The sequence below is a fragment of the Caballeronia glebae genome (assembly GCF_001545035.1).
In the GTDB taxonomy this organism is placed as follows: domain Bacteria; phylum Pseudomonadota; class Gammaproteobacteria; order Burkholderiales; family Burkholderiaceae; genus Caballeronia; species Caballeronia glebae.
Genome location: NZ_FCOJ02000021.1, coordinates 25584 through 45514, shown reverse-complemented (window position 1 = coordinate 45514; position 19931 = coordinate 25584). Strand labels below are relative to the sequence as shown.

The 19931-nt window shown below is 56.7% G+C and carries 18 protein-coding genes; 12 read left to right on the top strand and 6 right to left on the bottom strand.

What is annotated here, in order from left to right:
* Window positions 1–40 precede the first annotated feature (40 nt).
* Complete coding sequence (locus tag AWB82_RS16310) at window positions 41–1378, bottom strand: MFS transporter (RefSeq protein ID WP_235023324.1); 1338 nt, start codon at window positions 1376–1378, stop codon at window positions 41–43.
* Window positions 1379–1403: 25 nt separating this feature from the next.
* Window positions 1404–2177: a putative hydro-lyase gene (locus AWB82_RS16305; protein ID WP_086968927.1), complete on the bottom strand. Its 774-nt coding sequence runs from the start codon at window positions 2175–2177 to the stop codon at window positions 1404–1406.
* Between the two features lie 304 nt (window positions 2178–2481).
* Between AWB82_RS16305 and accB the strand changes: the two genes are divergently transcribed.
* From accB to AWB82_RS16260, 9 genes are all read left to right on the top strand, one after another.
* A complete protein-coding gene (accB, locus tag AWB82_RS16300; RefSeq protein ID WP_086969042.1) occupies window positions 2482–2934 on the top strand; it encodes an acetyl-CoA carboxylase biotin carboxyl carrier protein in 453 nt (150 codons plus the stop codon).
* A gap of 37 nt (window positions 2935–2971) precedes the next feature.
* A complete protein-coding gene (gene accC, locus AWB82_RS16295) occupies window positions 2972–4327 on the top strand; it encodes an acetyl-CoA carboxylase biotin carboxylase subunit (RefSeq protein WP_086968925.1) in 1356 nt (451 codons plus the stop codon).
* 40 nt (window positions 4328–4367) lie between these two features.
* The gene (locus AWB82_RS16290; protein WP_086968923.1) at window positions 4368–5132 is read left to right on the top strand and encodes a LamB/YcsF family protein; all 765 of its coding nucleotides are present in this window, start codon (window positions 4368–4370) and stop codon (window positions 5130–5132) included.
* Between the two features lie 32 nt (window positions 5133–5164).
* A complete protein-coding gene (gene pxpB, locus AWB82_RS16285; protein ID WP_086968920.1) occupies window positions 5165–5824 on the top strand; it encodes a 5-oxoprolinase subunit PxpB in 660 nt (219 codons plus the stop codon).
* Window positions 5821–6819 (top strand): 5-oxoprolinase subunit C family protein, encoded by a 999-nt coding sequence (locus AWB82_RS16280; protein WP_086968917.1) that lies wholly within the window; start codon window positions 5821–5823, stop codon window positions 6817–6819. Before pxpB ends, AWB82_RS16280 begins: the two co-directional genes overlap by 4 nt.
* On the top strand, window positions 6816–7304 hold the full coding sequence (locus AWB82_RS16275; RefSeq protein ID WP_143756742.1) for a hypothetical protein: 489 nt from the start codon (window positions 6816–6818) through the stop codon (window positions 7302–7304). The genes AWB82_RS16280 and AWB82_RS16275 overlap by 4 nt, the downstream gene beginning before the upstream one ends.
* 40 nt (window positions 7305–7344) lie before the next feature.
* Window positions 7345–8616, top strand: coding sequence for an aminotransferase class V-fold PLP-dependent enzyme (locus AWB82_RS16270; protein ID WP_086968913.1), 1272 nt, complete (start codon window positions 7345–7347; stop codon window positions 8614–8616).
* 75 nt (window positions 8617–8691) lie between these two features.
* Complete coding sequence (locus tag AWB82_RS16265) at window positions 8692–9336, top strand: carbonic anhydrase (RefSeq protein WP_086968911.1); 645 nt, start codon at window positions 8692–8694, stop codon at window positions 9334–9336.
* Window positions 9337–9719: 383 nt separating this feature from the next.
* Window positions 9720–10631: an SMP-30/gluconolactonase/LRE family protein gene (locus tag AWB82_RS16260; RefSeq protein ID WP_159462592.1), complete on the top strand. Its 912-nt coding sequence runs from the start codon at window positions 9720–9722 to the stop codon at window positions 10629–10631.
* Between the two features lie 489 nt (window positions 10632–11120).
* Here the strand turns inward: AWB82_RS16260 and glyA are convergent, their stop codons facing one another.
* The 3 genes from glyA to AWB82_RS16245 all read right to left on the bottom strand — a co-directional run bounded on the left by glyA (window position 11121) and on the right by AWB82_RS16245 (window position 14074).
* Window positions 11121–12368, bottom strand: coding sequence for a serine hydroxymethyltransferase (gene glyA / locus AWB82_RS16255; RefSeq protein WP_086968907.1), 1248 nt, complete (start codon window positions 12366–12368; stop codon window positions 11121–11123).
* A 240-nt stretch (window positions 12369–12608) separates the two neighbouring features.
* The gene (locus tag AWB82_RS16250) at window positions 12609–12974 is read right to left on the bottom strand and encodes a RidA family protein (RefSeq protein WP_086968904.1); all 366 of its coding nucleotides are present in this window, start codon (window positions 12972–12974) and stop codon (window positions 12609–12611) included.
* An 8-nt stretch (window positions 12975–12982) separates the two neighbouring features.
* On the bottom strand, window positions 12983–14074 hold the full coding sequence (locus AWB82_RS16245) for an alanine racemase (protein ID WP_086968902.1): 1092 nt from the start codon (window positions 14072–14074) through the stop codon (window positions 12983–12985).
* Between the two features lie 494 nt (window positions 14075–14568).
* Between AWB82_RS16245 and AWB82_RS16240 the strand changes: the two genes are divergently transcribed.
* From AWB82_RS16240 to AWB82_RS16230, 3 genes are all read left to right on the top strand, one after another.
* Entirely contained in the window at window positions 14569–15315 is a 747-nt protein-coding gene (locus tag AWB82_RS16240; protein ID WP_086968900.1) for an SDR family NAD(P)-dependent oxidoreductase, read from the top strand.
* Window positions 15316–16307: 992 nt separating this feature from the next.
* Entirely contained in the window at window positions 16308–17477 is a 1170-nt protein-coding gene (locus AWB82_RS16235; protein ID WP_086968898.1) for a branched-chain amino acid ABC transporter substrate-binding protein, read from the top strand.
* 159 nt (window positions 17478–17636) lie between these two features.
* Complete coding sequence (locus AWB82_RS16230) at window positions 17637–19007, top strand: MFS transporter (protein WP_159462591.1); 1371 nt, start codon at window positions 17637–17639, stop codon at window positions 19005–19007.
* A 76-nt stretch (window positions 19008–19083) separates the two neighbouring features.
* Here the strand turns inward: AWB82_RS16230 and AWB82_RS16225 are convergent, their stop codons facing one another.
* Window positions 19084–19839: a FadR/GntR family transcriptional regulator gene (locus tag AWB82_RS16225; protein WP_086968894.1), complete on the bottom strand. Its 756-nt coding sequence runs from the start codon at window positions 19837–19839 to the stop codon at window positions 19084–19086.
* Between the last annotated feature and the right edge of the window lie 92 nt (window positions 19840–19931).

Sequence of the window (19931 nt, the reverse complement as noted above, 5' to 3'; positions counted from 1 at the left end):
TATCGGAGCCGGCCGGGCAGCCAGCTCCTATCAACCTATCTCATTGATTGGAGAGCTTGCGAGGCAAAGCGAGTGCGAGCAGACCCGCGATAACCGCGATCGCTGCGATGAAAAGAACGCCGCCCTCCGTACTTCCCGTTGAGGTCTTGATGACACCAACGATGTAGGGGCTAAAGAATCCGCCAAGGCCACCCAAAGAGTTGATGAGGCCAATTGCCGCAGCCATACCCATTCCCGCCAGAAAGAGACTGGGTAGCGTCCAGAACATCGTTGCCGCAGCGTAGGCAGACGCTGTCGCGAACGTGAGCGCTACGATGCAGGCCGTCGGTGACGACTTGAGGGGTACGCTGAGTGCCAGGCCAACGGCGGCGCACAGGAACGGAAGCGCGGTGTGCCACCGACGCTCCAGCTTGCGGTCGGAACTGCGGCCGACCACATTCAGCGCGATGGCACCCGCGGCGTAGGGAATCGCGGTGACCAATCCCAGGTTAAGCGGATTCGAGATCCCCAGGTCTTTGATGATGGTCGGCAGCCAGAACGAGATGCCGTAAATCAGGAAAGACTGTCCCAAGCAAATTAGGACCAAATGCCAGACCCGCAGGTTCTTGATGGTCGCCATGAGCGAAGTATCGCCATTGACCGCAGCCATCTTGCGGTCGTTTTCTGCAGCCAGGTCAGCGGCAATCGCATCCTTTTCGGACGCGCTGAGCCAGCGTGCCTCACTTGGCTTGTTGTTGAGCAACCATGGCAGGGAGAGGCCGATAAGCACGGAGGGCGCGCCTTCGAGCAAGAACAGCCATTGCCAACCGGCAAGGCCTCCCGTGTGCTTCATGCTTTCAAGAATCAGGCCGCTTACCGGTCCACCAAGCACGCCGGAAATTGGGACAGCCGTGTAGAAGAGCGCTGTCATCCGTGCTCGGACGTTCGACGGAAACCAGAAGGTGAGATACAAAATGATACCGGGGTAGAAGCCCGCTTCTGCCACTCCGAGCAAGAAGCGCAGAACGTAGAACTGGGTGGGCGTCTGCACGAAAGCAAAGCCCATGGAGATAAATCCCCATAAAATCATAATTCGGCACAAGGTCTTCTTCGCGCCAATTTTTACCATCAGCATGTTGCTCGGCACCTCAAACAACAGATATCCGAGAAAGAAGATTCCAGCCCCGAATCCGTAGGCCGCTTCCGACAACTTCAAATCATCCAGCATCTGGAGTTTCGCCAATCCGACATTTACACGGTCAAGATAGGCAAAGAAGTAAGACGCAACGAGGATGGGCAGAACCCTCAATGCGACCTTTGTGTAAAGCGTGCGGGAATCACCCGCGGCGTTCGCCGTCGCAGCGGGTGAAATCGACGATACAGTATCCTTCGTATGCACTTGGGGTCTCCGTCCAATGGGTTGATTAGTTTGACGTGAGTGTCGATAAAGGAAGGTCTGTCACAAGCATGTGACCCGGCGCGTGCCCGATACCGAGCGGAAGGTTGGCGCTAATCATTGCCACTTGAGGAGTGACACCACATGCCCAGAAAACCGGATACTCGCCATCGCGGACCTCGGAGCGGCCGCCGTAATCAATTTCATCGACATCACGGATGCCGATGGCAGCGGGGTCACCAAAGTGAACCGGCGCTCCGTGAACGTTGGGATAGCCTGACGTAATCTCGATCGCTCGAATGGTGTCGGCCGCATTGAACGGGCGCATTGAGACGACCAGATTTCCTCCGAACGGTCCTACCTGCTTGTTCGGAATGTTCGTGTTGTACGCAGGAACCCCATACCCGAGCTCTAGGTGGCGAATGCGCAGCCCGGCAGTCTTAAGAATGTGCTCGAACGAGTACGAGCAGCCAATTGCGAAGGTCACGAAGTCATCGCGCCAGAGCTGGAGTAGCGTGCGTTCTTCACCAGCGAACTTCCCGTCGCGATAGATGAAAAAACCGGGCACATCGGTGCGAACGTCGATGTCCTTTCCGAGGGTCGGCAGATATGGGCTGCCAGCTTCGGACACCGCGAGAATGGGGCATGCCTGGGGGTTTGCGCCGCAGAATCCGGCGAAGTCATCGGCGACCTCCTTGGGCAAAATCGCTACGTTCGCCTGGATGTAGCCATCGCAGATACCTGCGGTGTTTCCGGTGAATTCGCCGCGACGCACGCTTTGGCGAAACTCGTAAGGGGTCATCGAACAGCTCCTGGTTGTCGCCGCGAAGGCATATGAAAATTGTTCCGCGCCAATAAGGCCAAAAACAGCGATATTTTTCGATAGTTTTTCATGAGAAAAAGTAAAGTCCCATCGTTTTTCGCTGTGACATTGTCTTGTCGCCGCGAAGCACCGACAGCGGGCGCTTTCCGCGTTTACAACACCTTTTTGCATGTTAACAGTTCAGTAAATATCGTTTGTCCTCAACTTAATGGGGAGCAACAATTGCTCAGCCCGAACAACGCACGGCCCACAGCGCCGGCTTGATACCCGCAGGTGGATGGACATGGACATAGAGAAGATTCAGCAACTCATTAACATTCTTTCCGAGTCTCAGCTCAATGAGCTGGAACTGTTCGAAGGGGATTGCCGCCTGTGGATTTCTAAATCCACTCGCGGTCAAAGGGCGGCTCCGGTCATCTCGGAGCCACAGGTCTTTCAACCGGAATCCGGCCCTGAACCGGCGAGCGTGCCCGTAAGCGCCGCCGCGCGGAAAGAGCCCGAGGACTTCAAGGTCACTTCACCGATGGTGGGTACGTTCTACCGAGCGCGTACACCACAGGACAAGCCATTCGTCGAGGTGGGAAGTGTGGTGAGCGTCGGCGACACTCTGGCCGTCGTGGAGGCAATGAAGATGCTTAATGAGATAACGGCGGAAAAATCGGGAACGATTAAGGCAGTTCTCTGCGAGAACGGTGTACTTGTGGACTACGGTGCTCCGTTGTTTGCAATTGAATGATTGTATCCACGCTCTTCGCAAATAACCGGTACGCACGATGTTCGAAAAGATTCTTATCGCTAACCGTGGGGAGATTGCGCTTCGCGTGCAGCGGGCATGCAAGGCTCTTGGTATCAAAACAGTCGTTGTCTTTTCCGAGGCGGACCGCGATGCGGTGTATGTGCGCGATGCGGACCAGGCAATCTGCATCGGACCCCCGCCGTCTGCGAAGAGCTACCTCAACGTCGACGCGATTCTTTCCGCGGCCCTCGCGACGGGCGCCCAGGCAATCCACCCTGGGTATGGCTTCCTGTCCGAAAACGCGAAATTCGCCGAGCGCGTGGAAGCGGAGGGACTTGTCTTCATCGGGCCTCGCTCGGAGACGATTCGACTGATGGGCGACAAGGTGTCTGCGAAGCAGGCGATGGTTCGTGCCGACGTCCCGTGCGTGCCTGGCTACACAAAGGCGCTTTCGGGTGACCCGGGTGAGATTCGTGAGATGACGCAGAGTATCGGCCTGCCGGTCATAATCAAAGCAGCGGGTGGCGGCGGAGGGCGCGGTATGCGGGTCGTGTATGACGAGGTAGATGTTGTGGCTGCCGTCGCAGCCACGAGCGAGGAAGCTCGTCTCGCCTTCGGGCAGCCCGACGTTTATATGGAAAAGTACCTGCGGGCGCCGCGACATGTCGAGATTCAGGTTATCGCAGACACCCACGGCAAGGCTGTCTGGCTTGGCGCGCGAGATTGTTCGATGCAGCGTCGGCATCAGAAGGTCATCGAAGAGGCTCCTGCACCCCTCATTGCGCCAGAGAAGCTTTCAGAGGTCGGACAGCGATGCGTCGACGCTTGCGAAGCCATGGGCTATGTCGGCGCCGGAACCTTCGAGTTTCTCTTCGAGAACGGAGAGTTCTATTTCATCGAAATGAACACGCGCGTGCAGGTCGAGCATCCGGTGACCGAAGCTGTGACCGGGTTCGACATTGTTGTTGAACAGATCAAAATCGCCGCCGGCGAAAAGCTTTCGATCTCGCAGGAGATGGTTGATTCCCGCGGCCATGCAATCGAATGCCGTGTCAATGCCGAGGACCCTAAGACGTTACTGCCGTCACCGGGCAAGATAACGTCCCTTCGAGTTCCTGGCGGTCCTGGTATCCGCTTCGATTCCCATGTCTACCCCGGGTACGTTGTGCCTCCCTTCTACGATTCTATGGTCGCAAAGGTCATCGCTTACGGGAAAACGCGGGAAGAAGCGATTCGCCGCATGAGAGTCGCGCTGTCCGAGCTAGAAATTGAGGGCATTCGAACGAACATCCCGCTACACATGGCCCTGCTGCACGACGCCGCATTCATCGAAGGTGGCGCCGACATCCACTACCTTGAAGAGAAGCTGAAGAGAGAGCGCGAAGCGGCATAAATTGCGTAGCGACGCGCCGGAGCGAACAGAAGGAGCAAATATGAAGGCAATCGACATCAACTGCGATATGGGCGAAGGATTTGGAGCCTACGCGATGGGCTCCGATACGGAGATGCTTAATATCGCGTCCACCGCAAATCTTGCCTGTGGGTATCACGGTGGCGACCCGATGATTATGTCGACCATCTGTAAAGCAGCATTGAGCCGTGGCGTAGCCGTTGGCGCGCATCCGGGCTACCCAGATCTCTGGGGCTTCGGCCGGCGAGAGATTCCTTTCTCGCGAGAAGAGCGAAAACAGCTGGTCGCATATCAAATCGGCGCGCTCGCCGCGGTGGCGAAACTTGCGGGGCACCGAATCACGCACGTGAAGGCTCATGGTGCCCTTGGTCACCTCGTTGCCGACAACGAGGAAGCAGCCGCCGATTTTGCGGAGGTCATTGCTGGCATTGACTCGAGTTTGAGGCTTTCCGTCATGGCAGGCAGCCTCTTGGAGAAGGCAGGAATTGCCGCTGGGCTCCAGGTCGCGCGGGAGATCTACGTCGACCGTGCGTACACAGAAGAAGGTCGCCTTCTTCCACGCAGTCAGCCTGGCGCTGTCATTCACGACGCAGAGGTCGCGATGGAGCGGGTGGCAAATATGGTTGCCGAAGGCTGCATCATCACGCAATCAGGCAAGCGGATTCCGGTCGAAATCGACACCGTTTGCGTTCATGGCGACTCGCCGGGGGCCGTCCCGATGGCGAAGGCGGTCCGCAAGCGCTTGGTTCGCGATGGCTGGACGATTCAACCTTATGCCGGGCGCTGACTCGCGCCCCTACAGCTTCACGGAAGGCGCAGATGCATACCGAGAAACCATTCTTAACCCTGATGGGAGAGGCCGCGGTTATGCTGGACGGAGGCCTTGAGCAGACCGCCGACAGCCAGTCACACGTTTGGGGTGTGGCCGCCGAGGTTGAAAGCTGGCCCGAAGTCAGGGAAGTCTCCATTGGCATCAACAATCTGATGGTCCTCTTCGACCCTCTGTCCGTCGACTTTGAAAAGCTGAAGGAGCGCCTGCTCTGTGCGTGGCGCGAGACCCCACCGTTAGTCCGCGCCGGGCGCACTGTCGAAATCGCAGTGAAATACGGCGGCGACAACGGTATCGACCTTCGGTCGGTCGCCAAGGAGACCGGGTTGAGTGCTCGCGACGTTGTCGATTTGCATAGTGGCAGCGAATATGTTGTACAGGCGCTAGGCGCCCATCCAGGTTACCCGTATCTATTCGGCCTTGATTCTCGGCTTTCGGTGCCCCGACGCGCCAGTCCTCGCGCTTGCGTGCCGGTTGGTTCGGTCGTGATTGCAGGCAAGCAGGCCGGAATTATCACCTGTGCTTCGGCATCCGGTTGGCACATTCTCGGCAAAGCGTCGCTTCCCTTTTTTGACCCGAACCGTGAATCGCCCGCGCTGCTCGCGCCAGGTGACCGCGTCACCTTTGTCGTGGAGACCGTCGAGCTGTGATTGAAATCCTGAATGCGGCCCCCTTGGCTACAGTTCAAGACTTGGGGCGACATGGCTACCGCAGTATCGGTGTGGGCACCTCCGGCGCGATGGACGACCTCGCGCTGCGTGTATGCAACATTCTCCTCGGAAACGAGGAATCTGCAGCGGCCATCGAGATCACGCTCGCACCGTTCAAGGTAGTCTTCCGTGAGGATGTGACCTTCGCTCTCACGGGCGCTTGCTGCGAAGCCATGTTAGACAATGTCGCAGTGCCGCCATGGTGGGCAATGCAAGCGAAGGCCGGGCAAACGCTGAATGTCTCACGCATGCTGCGGGGCGTTCGCGGCTACCTAAGCGTGTACGGCGGCATAGAGGCGCCACGCGTGATGGGTTCTGCAAGCACGGATCTTAAGGGAGCATTTGGCGGGTCTCACGACGGCCGCTTTCTCAGACGTGGCGACACCCTTGACGGGAACGGGGCCGTACATAGGGCTGGCGCGCTCCCGGCCGGAGGCTTCGGGGTGGAAAGTGCCTTTGAAGCACTTATGTCGATAGAGGAAATGCAATCTGGTGTAACTAAGGTTCGCGTCGTACCGGCAGCGGAATGTGTGCGCTTGAGCGATATCAGCGAGAAGGTGTTCTGGAATGAGCCGTGGACCGTAACGCCTGACAGTAATCGACTTGGGTACCGTCTAGCAGGAGAGAAGCTTCAACTCAAGGAAACGGTCGAGCTTCTTTCTCACGGAATCCTGCCTGGGGTGGTGCAGCTTCCACAGGGCGGTCAGCCCATCATTCAGATGCGTGACGCTAATACGACAGGCGGCTATCCGAAAGTAGGTGTTGTCGCTCGCGCCGACCTGTGGAAGCTTGCCCAATGTCCAATTGGCTCGCAAATCCGATTCCGAAAAGTTACCCGCGAGCAAGCGGTGGAGGGACTCGTTGACGTCGAATCCTACATCGCACGTTGTAAGAAAGCTGTCCGGTTCCAACGCGCCCGATGGGAGGGAATGTGAATAGCAATCCGAACGCCAAAACGGCGAAGATCAGAGACAGAGGTCCTGCAGATGTCGTGGCATGGACACGCGCGTTACGCGACAGCGTCGAGAAAAGCGCCATCAACCAACTGGAGCTGAGCACGCCCGGCTTTCGCGTCTCGCTTTTTCGGCGCGATCAAGCGCGGCCAGGCGTTCCCATGCTCGCAGGGGCAAATTCGCAAGTTCAGCCCCTGAGTACGCAAGCCAGCAAGCAGCTCAAATCTCCCGCGATTGGACACTTCTATGCTCAGCACCCGGCAATAAGTGGAAAGGTGCGTAGAAGCTTGCCGTGCGATGTGACACTCGGGACAATTATCGGGTTCATCAAAATTGCCAATGGATACTCGCCGGTTGTAGCGTCGAAAGACATGCGCCTGGATGAGGTTATTCCGGCCGACGGCGACATCGTCGACTGCGCGACAGTTCTTTTCAACTTCTCGGAACCGGCGCAGCGCGCGGACTAAGAGACCCTCGCCGAAACGGCGTCGAATAGGAGCATCTTGAATGAATTGTCGCGGAGAATTTTTCTCAGAAGCCGTGATGGGCGATGTGAAGGGCAAGTTCCATCTGGTCGATGTGGACGCGAGCGGACGTGAACGCTTGTTCTTCGACAATGCCGGCGGCTCTTTCCGGCTGAAGGACGCCGTTGCCGCATTCGCTGCAATGGATACTATTCCGGACAATCCCGAGAGAATCCATGCAAGCGCGCTGCATCTGCAGGACGTCATCGCAACAGGTGAAAGCGACGTCCGCACGATACTGAATGCAAGTGGAGGAAGCATCTTTACTGCGCTCACGGCTTCCGAGGCTATGTTTGACATGGTTCGAGCCGTGATGGAAAACTCGGTTGGCGACAACGCGGTGACGACCATACTCGAGCACCCGTCATCTTTCGACTCAGTGAAGATGTACTGCGAGCGCACAGGTCGCGAGTTGCGAATCGCACGAAGCAACCCGGAGACCGGGGGCGTTGATGTCGACGAGATAGTCGGGCTTGTGGACAGCAAGACGGTCCTCCTCAGCGTTATGTACGCATCGAACATTTCGGGCGCAAAGTTCGACCTGTCCACAATCGTTAACCGAGCGAGAGCCAAAAACCCGCATCTCTATATTGTCGTGGACGCTGTGCAACACGCTCCGCACGGAGTAATTGACCTCAAGGAGACGCCAGTCGACGGCATCAATTTCGCTCCATACAAATTCTTCGGATGTCGTGGGTCAGGTATCGCATGGCTTTCGCCTCGAGTCGCGGCGTTAACCCATCATCGGTTGCTCGCAAAGCCGCAGGAATCCTGGCAGTTGGGCACACCTACTCCAGGGCAATTCGCGGTGGTTTCAAAGATCGTCGACTATGTCGCATGGCTCGGCTCACAGTACAGCGGTAAGCAAGACCGTCGAGAGCTCTTCCTTGAAGGGATGCACCGGATTGAGTTGCACGAACGCGCTCTGCTTGTCGCGTTGCTTGATGGTCACGGCACGCATCGAGGTTTGAGGGCAATGCCCGGTGTCGATGTGTTCTGGGACCATGACGACTTCGAGCGGCGCGACCTAATCGTCGGGGTCGGCTTTGCGAGGCTTGAAGCGGCTCAAGCCGTTCGCGAATACGAAAAGCGAGGTGTGGTGGTCTATGAACGAGTCGCAACGAGCGTGTACTCGGGACGCATGCTGAAGTCATTCGGGATAGAGGGAGCAGTACGACTCTCACCGCTTCACTGCCATGCACCCGGCGATATTGAGCGGTTCCTTGGGATAACTGAAGAACTCGCAGCACTCTAAAGGTCGTCGGGGGCAGGTCGGTCGCCGGCGCGACTGAGTTTTTCCTCGGTCACCGGGCCGCTCTGGAGATGTGTTTTGCAAAATTTGATTAACGGTTTCATTAAGTTCCAGACTGAAGTGTTTCCCGAGCGAACCGAACTCTTCAAACAGTTGGCGCGGTCCCAAAGTCCTGAAGTGCTCATCATCACGTGCTCAGATAGCCGCGTCGTACCAGAGCTCTTCACACAGCGTGAACCCGGTGAGGCCTTTGTGATTCGCAACGCGGGGAACATTGTGCCGTCATACGGCCCTGAGCCCGGCGGCGTCTCTGCATCGGTCGAATATGCAGTCGCCGTGCTGGGTGTGAAGGAGATTGTAATTTGTGGACATTCTGACTGCGGAGCGATGAAGGCCATCTCAACCTGCATGTGCCTGAATCATTTGCCAGCAGTCGCGAACTGGCTCAGGCATGCCGATGCCGCGCGAGTCGTGAACGCGTCGCGCAAGCACGCATCGCCCGCGGAAAAGCTCGATGCATTGGTGCGAGACAACATCATCGCTCAACTCGCCAACCTACGAACACACCCATCCATCGCACTGGCTCTCGAACAAAAGAAAATCAATCTGCACGGGTGGGTTTACGACATTGCGCACGGCGCGATTGACGCACTGGAAGGTGGCTCCGATAAATTCGTCTTGCTGTCGAACCATCCTCGCGCATGCGCTCAGCGTACGCACTAAACGCAGCCTCAGGCACCGTGAGGCGTTTCATATCAAGCATTTGTGAGCTGCATGCCGGAGTTCAACAAGCGCTCGTTCTTGCGCTTCCTCAGCTTCATGCCATATACGATCCACACGGATCTTCGAGCCCAGTGGCGCTCGCGAACGACATCCATGCACAGCTCCCTCAGCGTTAGCGCGCTATTTGCTCGGCCCGCGCGCCGGGCTTTTTTTTTGAGACCTTCCGATAGCAAGTCCGACTACTGGAAAACCATGGCTTTGCATCGCAGGAACGACTGACGAAACATCGCAAAAATTCCCTATCTTAGGGTATTTGCTCTATGCACAATCTCTTCGTGGTCAAGCTTCGAAAACCATCACGTCGTGAACAAGGAGGGAATGTTATGAAAGCTCGTCTGAGGATCGCAGCATTATTGGGACTGCTTATAACCATCGCTGCGCCGGCCCAGGAAACGGTCGTAGCGAGCAACGTGCTGGGTCCGGAGGGGCCATTGGTTGTTGATGGAAAACTCTACTTTGTCGGGTGGGAGAGCAATCAATTGGTGCGGATGGATGACGGGAAACAGACGGTCATCAACAGTGATTCCAAGTGTAGCCAAAATGGTTTGGCGCTTACTAAAAGGAAGACGTTCCTTCTTGCGTGCGACGCCGAGCCTGGCGCCATCATCGAAACCGATTTGAACGGCAAAGAGTTGCGCCGGTGGGAAACTGTTGCTGAAGGTCAGCCAATGGCCGGTGGTGTAAATGACATCGTCGTCACCTCGAATGACGGCGCATATGCGACGCTCACAGGTCCGGGCGGAGACCAGCCGCCTGTTGTGGGCAAGGTGCTTTACTTGAGGCCGGGCGCAAAGCAATGGCAGGTCGTCGCTGACCACCTGAACCATGCGAACGGCATCGCGGTCTCTCCGGACCAGAAGACACTCTATGTGGCAGAGACCTTCGGGAACACGATCAAAATGTTCAAGATTAACAGCGATGGCTCGTTGCACGACCGGGCGAACTTCGCGTTTCTGAATCTTCTCGTGGATGATCCCGTCAAATCGATGGCGCTCGGCCCCGACAGCATGAAAGTTGATCATGCCGGCAATCTGTACGTCGCCCAGTGGAAAGGTGGGAAGGTGTTGAAGATCTCGCCCAAAGGACAACTTCTGCACGTCTTCAAGATAGCCGAGGGGGATGGAACCACCAATGTAGCCTTTGACGAGGGCGAGAAGAACCTCTACGTGACAGTCGTCAAAGACACTACGGACAAAAAGTACGCTGGGTCGGTTGTCCGATTGCCGAATGAATAGGTTTTCGTACAGGCCGCTCCCATATATTCTGTGTTGGTGCTGCAGCGAACTAAAGCGCTCTACGTCCGGCGTAGCGAACCTTTGAGGCGGCGCCTTGCATCGACAGCAGGGACATGGCTGGGTGCGGCAAGATGCTGCAACCAGCCATGGGGGACGATGCGGACGAATCAAGTATTTCAACCTGCCTTGGAAGCGAGCCCCGTGGTACGAGCAAGGTGTCGACGTCGACAACACGACCGAACGACAACTCACGCTTGTCGGACGGTTTGGTACAGAGCGGAGCGGAACCAGACTCGGGCGTCCAATGTTCGGCTCCAGGTTGCGGTTTCGCAGCGCTGGAGCTAGCTGGCGCAGCAGATGCCGGTTGGAGCCGTAGTAGGGATCGTCTTTCTGTCCTTGCGCCGTGATTAGTTTATCTGCTCACCTCAAGTGGAACACGTGCTCGCGTCCGCGAACGCAGTCGGTGGCCGCCGGCCTAGAAGGGGTAGATTAGTCGTAGACGGGGAATTGCTTCGTCAGGATGCCAACGTGTTCGCGAACACGAGCGATGTTCGCGTCGCTATCAGGATTGTCGAGCACATCGGCGACGAGATTTGCGACTTGCCGGGATTCGTATTCAGCTAAGCCGCGGGTCGTGATAGCGGGCGATCCCAAGCGGATTCCGGAAGTGACAAAGGGAGTTTGCGGATCGTTGGGTATCGCGTTCTTATTGACGGTGATGTTCGCATCGCCCAGTCGCTTCTCGGCATCCTTTCCCGTAATATTTTTCGCGCGCAAGTCTACAAGCATCAGATGACTTTCGGTGCGGCCGGAAACGATTCGAAGTCCGCGAGCGATCAAGGCGTCAGACATCGCGCGTGCATTTTTAATCACTTGTCGTTGATACAATCCGAATTCTGGCGACAGCGCTTCCATGAAAGCGACTGCTTTCCCCGCAATAACGTGCATCAACGGTCCACCTTGAATGCCAGGAAAAATAGCAGAATTGATTGCCTTTTCATGCTCCGCCTTCATCAGAATAAGGCCGCCACGAGGACCACGAAGGCTTTTGTGCGTCGTGGATGTGACAAAGTCTGCATGCGGCACTGGACTAGGATACTCGCCTGCCGCCACCAGCCCAGCGTAATGGGCCATGTCAACCATGAAAAGTGCGCCGACTGCTTTAGCAACACTCGCAATCCGTTCAAAATCGATACGCAGGGAGAATGCGGACGCGCCGGCGATGATAAGTCGCGGTCTTGTTTCTCGAGCAAGTCGCTCCAAAGCTTCGTAGTCGATGTCCTCGTTGGCGTCGAGGCCGTAGCTCACGACATTGAACCATTTCCCACTGATGTTCAACGGCATGCCGTGGGTCAAGTGGCCGCCTTCAGCCAAACTCATACCCATGATCGTATCGCCAGGCTTCAGTGCAGCAAAGAAGACGCCCTGATTTGCTTGACAGCCGGAGTGCGGTTGGACGTTGGCGGATTCTGCGCCAAACAGTCGCTTCGCTCGGTCGATGGCGAGCTGCTCGACGACGTCGACAAATTCGCAACCGCCGTAGTACCGCTTTCCGGGATAGCCTTCCGCATACTTATTAGTTAGCTGCGAACCTTGAGCCTCTAGTACGGCGGGCGAGGTATAGTTTTCAGATGCGATCAGTTCGATATGGTCTTCTTGACGACCGTTCTCGCTTTGGATGGCGGCGTATAAGTCAGGATCAATCTGCTCAATGGTATGGATGCTTCGTCTGAACATGGCTTTCGCTCGTCAGGAGATGATGTTGGCAATTGTAGGTTCGGTCGCCACGTCTCAAAATTGCTGATCTATGACCAACGTGCGATCCGTCGCGTGCTTGAGGTCGATCGGATGGTGAATCGGGGTGTACTATCTCAGCGTCAGGAAATTGGATCTCCTGAGTAATCCTTCTGAGTCGTTAGGCGAGGTGCAGCGGATGCGTCGCGTACAGCACCTCTACGGTCGATGAACAACGGCTTGCTAAACGCTGGGCTTGGCTGCAACCCCGTCGATTTCAACCAGCACTCCGTTCAACTGGCAGGAAATCATGGTGCGAGGTGGACGAATTTCCCCCATCACTTCGGCATACACCGAATTGAACCGAGAGAAGTCAGACGGGTCGGCCAGATAGGCTCTGATCTGAACCAAGTCCTTCAGATCACACCCGGCGCTCTGCAAAACCTTTTGCACGTTTCGGATCGTGGCGACCGTTTGCTCTTCGAGTGTTTCGCCGAGGATTTTTCGGTCGTCATCCCGCGGCACTTGGCCGGCGAAGAACATGAGGTCGCCGACGACACGCCACTTGTTGTAATGCCCGCCAGCCGGAAGGGCGTCAGAAGTGTCCATGGTTTTCCTTAGCGTTCGCAACCGAGCTGGTCGCGATATTCCCAGGTGCCGTCCTTTGTCAGGACAAGCGCGCGACGGTAGAGATACGCTGTTGTGCAGGCGTGGCGCGGAACGAGGGCTACTCGATCGCCGGGAGTCAGATTCGGCGCAGCAGCGATCGTATGTTCTTCCTTCATCCCTACGATACGTTCAACCCCGAAGAATCGCTTATCCATGGGAATGTCGGGGGCGATCGCTTTCGAGCCGGCGTCCAGCGTGAGGGTCTCGCCGTGAGCTGAAAGCACGGACGAAACCACAAATGCGCCGACTCTCCAACCGTAGTGTGCAAGGTCGACCTGATGCTGGGAGCTCGAATAAATCCAGCTGCCCGGCGAGACGCGCGCGTTTGAGTGTTTCGCCCAGAACGGGAAGGTCCAGCTACCGCCACCGACTACATCGGTGCTGAGCCCTTCCTTCTCGGCTTGAGCCAACATACAGTTCAGTTGCTCGAGGATCGTCAAAAACCGTGCTTCACGAGCGGCGGCTTGCGCATCCTGAATATGTCCGTCATAGACATGCCAGCCGTTGAATTTCGCGCATTGCTGAACCTTCCTTGCGAGAGCGAGTGCGGGTTCCCCGATCTCGACGCCAGTCCGTCCCATCCCAGGGTCGATGTCTACACGCAGGCTCACATTGGGATGCTTGCCGTAGGCGAGGGCCTTGATCCACAAGTCCAGGCCGAGCTCAGTATCGACCAGGCCAGTCACCAACGCCTCGGGGTATGCATCGGCAGCTTTGATGACACGAGTAATTGCCGCAGAGCTGGTGGTCGGGTAAGACCAGATAACCTCTTTGGCGCCGCCTTCAAGCACCATTTCGACCTCCCGTGGCGTGGCAGTCTTGAACGCTGTTACCCCATTCGCTACGAGGAACTTCGCGATCCAAGGCGAGCGATGAGTTTTCACGTGAGGCACCATGCGATGGACGCCGCCCGCTAACTCAGCAGTCACGCGGAGATTGTGCTCGACTGCATCTTCGACAACGACGAAGCAGGGAGTTTCTATGTCGGATCCCGGCATCGGAAGCGTCGGGTCCAGGAGATCGTTATGCGGTACGTTCATGCGTGCCTCTTACGAGATGTTTTGTGTCTGTCAAACATCGATCGACGTTCGGTCAACTGTGAGCAATGGCCCTCAGCCGAAGCGGAACTCAGCGCGTTCGATGTCTCTGGGCCTCGCGCGAGGCCTATAGTCCAAGTCGTGGCGGATAGGTCGCACAGCGCTCTGTCCGGTGAGCCAACAGAGCGTCTTGCGCCGACACAAGACAAATTCTGCGCCCCGTCCGAGATAACGAAAAGTGAAATATTCCGATGCCGCCTCATTCATTTTTGATATGAAAAAACGGGGTGAGTATCGGTGAGCCCTTGAGCCAAAAGGGTGAGGGCGCTTTTTCTCTATCTAGTTCCAGATACGGAACCGCGTGTTATCGAGCTACGACGGGTTTGAAGCCGACTGCCTACTTGCCCACTGATCAACGATGAACGTATCCTTCGACCACCGCAACGTCGCGCCTTGACGCACCCCGCATACCCATCTGTTCTTCTGGAGTTATCCTCATGATCGTTTTCGTTACCGGCGCTTCAGCCGGATTTGGTGCTGCAATCGCTCGCAGATTCGTAAAGGGTGGCCATCAGGTGATCGCCGCAGCTCGACGTAAAGATCGCTTGGATGGTCTGGCGCAGGAACTCGGGGACGCGCTCTTGGCTGTCGAGCTCGACGTGCGAGATCCAGAGGCGGTCAGATCGGCAGTAACGACTTTGCCGAGAGACTTTCTGGAGGTTGATGTCTTGGTGAACAACGCCGGTCTTGCGCTGGGGCTGGAACCCGCGCAGCGAGCAAGTCTTGAAGATTGGAAGAACATGATCGATACGAACTGTACGGGGCTCGTGAACGTGACGCATGCGGTCGTGTCCGGAATGGTGGAGCGCGACCGAGGACACGTCTTGAATATGGGTTCGGTAGCGGGCACGTACCCTTACATCGGTGGAAATGTATATGGGGCGAGCAAGGCTTTCGTACGGCAATTTAGCCTTAATCTGCGATCCGACCTGGCGGGCACCGCTCTACGCGTAACCGACATCGAACCTGGGCTTGTTGGCGGGACAGAATTCTCGAAGGTGAGGTTTCGAGGCGACGATGCTAAGGCATCCACCGTCTACGAAGACGTGCAGCCGCTGACGGCTGAGGATATTGCCGACACAGCGTATTGGATTGCGACGAGACCGGCGCACGTGAATATCAACGCTATCGAGTTGATGCCGGTAGCGCAGACGTTTGCACCGCTCCAAGTTCACCGCAGTTGACCCTACGTTTTTTCCGATGCGGACGGCCCGGAGAATCCGTGTGTCAGTGAGCAAGAAGATCGGGCCAATGATTGCTGCGTTCGGTTTTTGGAACTTGCGGTCCTGCGCTTTTGCCTGCATACCAAGGCTCCGATCGTCGTCCGGGGAGTGGGCTGCGCAGAAAAACGACTGCCTTGTTGTCCGTGTGACCGCGTGAACCTGATTCTCACCGACGACTCCGTAGAAGATGCGTCGAGGACGTGTCGAATTAGCGAAGATTCCGAAGTGCGGACACTTCCTGATGTGGGTAATCCGGTGGTGATGTCGAATGCCAGCACGGACTTCATCGAGAGAGCGGGATCAATGCTAAAGGTAACAACAGCATACCTTTTGGGACCCGTATTTTGTGGCGTGCGGGCTGAACGACAGACCTTCAGCTCTCGGGTCTGTTCGCACCGGAGGGAGGTGCATCATCGAATTCCCAAAACCACAACGGACATGCCCAACAACGCTGCGGCCAGCGCGCTCTTTGAGCATGACCGACCGATGTGATGGCAGTGCATTTTTCCGTCCGACGGTCGACCTAATGCAGCGAAACCTGGAGTCGCAAAAGAGCGACCAAAAAAGGGCGCGAAGAACTTATTTCTCGAAAATATTACGTTCCTTTCGGTTAACTCGTCACGTGTCCAGAGCGGATCAAGCGTGCCAAGATGCTGCTTATCCGGCGATCGGGCCCCGCCGTTGCACCATCCGAGCATTATTTACGCGGCTTGGTCCAGCACGTCAAATGAAAGCGGTCTGGAAGCAAAAACGCTGGTTGAACGCTGTGATTCGGGTTCGCGTACTCGGGACAATCCTTAATTTTTACCCGTTGACATATGACGTCTCACCTAATACCTTGATGTCTCCGACAGGTTGGCTGTAATGGCCCGCTTGGTCCGAAGTTATCCGGCGTGCGAAAAAACGCAGCGGCGCCCGAAATCAACTCAACTTACGAAGGCCGAGGTCTCACCATGAAACGTGCATTCGCTTGTAGTCGTCTGGCCAGCTACTTGGTCCTCGCCACCGGACTTGCCTTCAATGCAGCCGCTCATGCCGCTGACGTGACGATCGGTTTCGCCGCGCCTTTGACCGGCGGCTCGGCTCACTATGGTGTCGATTTGAAGCGAGGCGTCGAGTTGGCTCTGGACGACGCGAATGCGAAGAATCTTCAGATTGGTGGCAAGCCGGTCCACTTTGTTCTTGATGCGGAAGATGACCAAGGCGACCCGCGCATGGGCTCGCAAGTTGCGCAGAAGATGGTTGATGCCAATGTCGCGGGCGTGGTTGGTCACTTCAACTCGGGTACGAGCATCCCAGCCTCGCGGATTTACAACATGGCTGGCATTCCAATGGTTTCGCCGACGGCGACCAATCCCACACTAACCGCGCAAGGCTTCAACAATGTCTTCCGAGTTGTGAACTCGGATGCCCAAATGGGCAAGCTCGCGGGCCAGTCGGCGGTGCAATCGCTTAGGGGCAAGAGCATTGCTGTCATCGACGACCGTACTGCTTTCGGACAAGGCATGGCTGACGAGTTCTCCAAGGGCGTAGAAGCAGCCGGCGGAAAGGTTGTCGACCGCGAGTACACCACCGACAAGGCCGTCGACTTCAAGGCACAGCTGACCAAAATCAAGTCGTTCAATCCTGATGTGGTGTTCTGGGGCGGCCTGGACCAACAAGCTGGATTGCTTGCGAAGCAGATGCGACAGCTCGGCATTCGAGCCGTTATGCTGGGTGGCGGCAGCTTCGAGAACGAAACATTCCTGAAGGTGGCGGGTCCCAGCGCGGAAGGCGCGACGTCGTGGGACTACGGCATCCCTTTGTCGAAAACGAAGACGGGCCGGGAGTTCGACGAGAAGATGAAGAAGAAGTACAACGAGGGCGTGGTCGCCTACGCGCCTGCAGCGTATGACGCAACGTGGGTGCTCATCAACGCGATGATTAAGGCAAATTCTACGGACCCGAAGGTCTATGGGCCGTTCGTCAAGTCGGTGTCGTTTGAAGGCATCTCTGGAAGCATCGCGTTCTTGCCCAACGGCGACATGAAAGACCCGACTGCCACCTTCTATAAGGTCGTTGACGGTAAGTGGGTTCCCCAAGCGGTGGCTGTGGGCGACAAGGTGGACCCCATCACCAAATAAATCTCTCTCAGCATGGCAACGTGGATGCGTCTCGAATCGTGCGGACGCATCCATGCTTGCCGAGTGCTTACGTTCTTCGCATACATGCTCGCTCGGATGTCATTCTTCGCGCGCTCCCATCAAGTGCAATCCTGCACGCAGTACGCTCAAATTGCTTCCATGGAAACTCCCACAAGCGTCGGCGGCATCGTCCCCAATCACTCTCGCTCGGTCGACGAGGCCGTGCATGCTCCGAGCATCTCGAGTACCCGACGAATCGTTGGAAAAGATGAACTTCGCCGGGTCGTATTGGCATCCGTCGTAGGAAGCTTCGTAGAGTGGTTCGAATTCTCGGTTTATGGGTATCTAGCGACCGTCATGGGGCGAGTCTTCTTCCCCACGAGTGAGCCTGGCACGCAACTCATCGCGTCCCTGGCCGCGTTTGCTATTGCATTCTTCGCGCGGCCGTTCGGCGGGGTGATATTTGGGCCCATCGGCGACAAGTACGGGCGAAAGAGCGTTCTCACCGCAACCATCATCCTGATGGCGTTCGCCACGTTTTGCATAGGGCTTGTTCCCGACTACCGAACGATTGGGATAGCGTCACCAATCCTGTTGCTGCTCTTGAGGCTGCTTCAAGGGGCATCCGCCGGAGGCGAGGCGAGCGGGGCAGCTATCTTTGTGGCTGAGTATTGCGCCGACAAGAACCGCACGCTCATGACGAGCTGGATTGAAGTCGGATGCATGAGTGGCTTCTGCTTCGGAGCCTTGGTGGCTGCGATACTCGCATACGTGTTCAGTTCCGATCAGATTGACGCATGGGCGTGGCGCCTGCCGTTCCTGCTCGCGTTGCCATTGGGTGCCATTGGGCTCTACATTCGATATCGTCTTGACGAAACTCCTGCTTTCAAGGCGGCACATGGAAAAGGCGGCTTTCGCGAGCTTTTCTCGACGCATTCAACGGCGCTTCTGCAATCGAGCGGCATCATCATCGTGACGAACGTCACGTTGTTCATCGTGGTGACGTACATCCCGACCTACTTGGTCAGCACGTTAAAGCTTACGGCGTCGACAGGGTTCACGATTGCACTGATTTCGCAAGGCTTTCTCATTGTCACCATTCCGGTTCTGGGCTGGGTCGCAGACCGAATTGGGCGCAAGGCGATGATGTTGCTGGGCAGCGTCGGCCTCATGGTGCTCGCGGTTCCTTGCTTCAACATGCTGACCGTCGAGAACGAAGTCACGCGTTTGCTCGCATTGCTTGGCTTGAATCTTTGCCTTGCCGCGCTGCTGTCGTGCATCTACTCGAAGATTCCCTCACTGTTTGATACAGGGGTGCGTTTCACCGGAATGGCGATTAGCTACAACGTGTCCGTGGCTCTATTCGCGGGAACGGCCCCAATGATTAACTCCTGGCTGATTCAAGCAACGGGAAGCCGCCTGATACCGGCCTACTACCTAATTGCAGCAGCGGCCGTTGGCGTCATGGCGTTGCTTTCGTGTACGGACAGGACAGGCAAGCCAATGCGAGGAGACCTGCCGAACCACTGAAAGAAAAAAAGCGCAGCCAAACTGGCTGCGCTTTTTGTTGGTACCAAGGAATTTTGCGCTCAGGAGTCGAGGTCGGTCAGACCGCTTCTCGGGAACTGGTGAGGTTGTGGTAGCGGTCCAGACTCTCGTTTAGATGCTTTCTCATTGCTCGGCGAGCCCCGGTCACATCCTGGCGCTCGATGGCGTCGATAATGTCACCGTGTTCTCGCTGAATACGTCGAATGTAGGTCTTGCGTTCCTTTGGATTTGCCTTGCCGTGCTTCAGGCGAAGGTCAATGATGATTTCCTGGCCGAGGGACCTGAGAATCGAGGCGAAATGCGGGTTCTCAGAGCATACGGCAACGGCCAGATGGAACTCGAAGTCGGCGCGTGCACACTCGGCGTCATCGTCGACCGCGACAATCTCCATACGTGAGTAGACTTCTTTCAGCGCGCGCAGATGGGCTTCGGACCGTCGTTGAGCCGCATAGGCAGCGCACTCGGTTTCGACGCCGCTGCGCAACTCCAATACGTGCATCGAGTTGTTCAGCGTTGTGGAGTCGATGAAGCTGGAGTCGCCAGATTCTCCGGGCGCGTCCGCAACAAAGACGCCGATGCCGTGTCGTGCGATGAGTTTGCGACCAAGCTTGAGCGATGCGACGGCCTCTCGGATGACAGTGCGGCTCACGCCGAACTCCGCACAAAGTTCCGGTTCGGTTGGCATCTTGGAACTGGGAGGATAGTCGCCCCGGTCGATTCTGTCGTTCAGAGCCTGGATGACCAGCTCAGTCAGACTACGGCGCTTCCCAGAGCTTGCCGCATTCTTAAGTAAGGTTTCTGCGTCGAAAGTCATTACGAGTGCCTCACACCGGACAATTTGCGCCGCGGCCTTCGAATGTGTGCCGCGGAGGGCGCGGGCCGTCAGACCTGCGCCGTATGACATAT

What these genes read in the sequence shown, in the direction of transcription:
- AWB82_RS16240 (WP_086968900.1), top strand. Translation starts at nt 14,569, where the DNA reads ATGATCGTTTTCGTTACCGGCGCTTCAGCCGGATTTGGTGCTGCAATC.
- pxpB (WP_086968920.1), top strand. Translation starts at nt 5,165, where the DNA reads ATGCATACCGAGAAACCATTCTTAACCCTGATGGGAGAGGCCGCGGTT.
- accB (WP_086969042.1), top strand. Translation starts at nt 2,482, where the DNA reads ATGGACATAGAGAAGATTCAGCAACTCATTAACATTCTTTCCGAGTCT.
- accC (WP_086968925.1), top strand. Translation starts at nt 2,972, where the DNA reads ATGTTCGAAAAGATTCTTATCGCTAACCGTGGGGAGATTGCGCTTCGC.
- AWB82_RS16245 (WP_086968902.1), bottom strand. Translation starts at nt 14,074, where the DNA reads ATGAACGTACCGCATAACGATCTCCTGGACCCGACGCTTCCGATGCCG.
- AWB82_RS16260 (WP_159462592.1), top strand. Translation starts at nt 9,720, where the DNA reads ATGAAAGCTCGTCTGAGGATCGCAGCATTATTGGGACTGCTTATAACC.
- AWB82_RS16225 (WP_086968894.1), bottom strand. Translation starts at nt 19,839, where the DNA reads ATGACTTTCGACGCAGAAACCTTACTTAAGAATGCGGCAAGCTCTGGG.
- AWB82_RS16270 (WP_086968913.1), top strand. Translation starts at nt 7,345, where the DNA reads ATGAATTGTCGCGGAGAATTTTTCTCAGAAGCCGTGATGGGCGATGTG.
- AWB82_RS16230 (WP_159462591.1), top strand. Translation starts at nt 17,637, where the DNA reads ATGGAAACTCCCACAAGCGTCGGCGGCATCGTCCCCAATCACTCTCGC.
- AWB82_RS16235 (WP_086968898.1), top strand. Translation starts at nt 16,308, where the DNA reads ATGAAACGTGCATTCGCTTGTAGTCGTCTGGCCAGCTACTTGGTCCTC.
- AWB82_RS16305 (WP_086968927.1), bottom strand. Translation starts at nt 2,177, where the DNA reads ATGACCCCTTACGAGTTTCGCCAAAGCGTGCGTCGCGGCGAATTCACC.
- AWB82_RS16250 (WP_086968904.1), bottom strand. Translation starts at nt 12,974, where the DNA reads ATGGACACTTCTGACGCCCTTCCGGCTGGCGGGCATTACAACAAGTGG.
- AWB82_RS16290 (WP_086968923.1), top strand. Translation starts at nt 4,368, where the DNA reads ATGAAGGCAATCGACATCAACTGCGATATGGGCGAAGGATTTGGAGCC.
- glyA (WP_086968907.1), bottom strand. Translation starts at nt 12,368, where the DNA reads ATGTTCAGACGAAGCATCCATACCATTGAGCAGATTGATCCTGACTTA.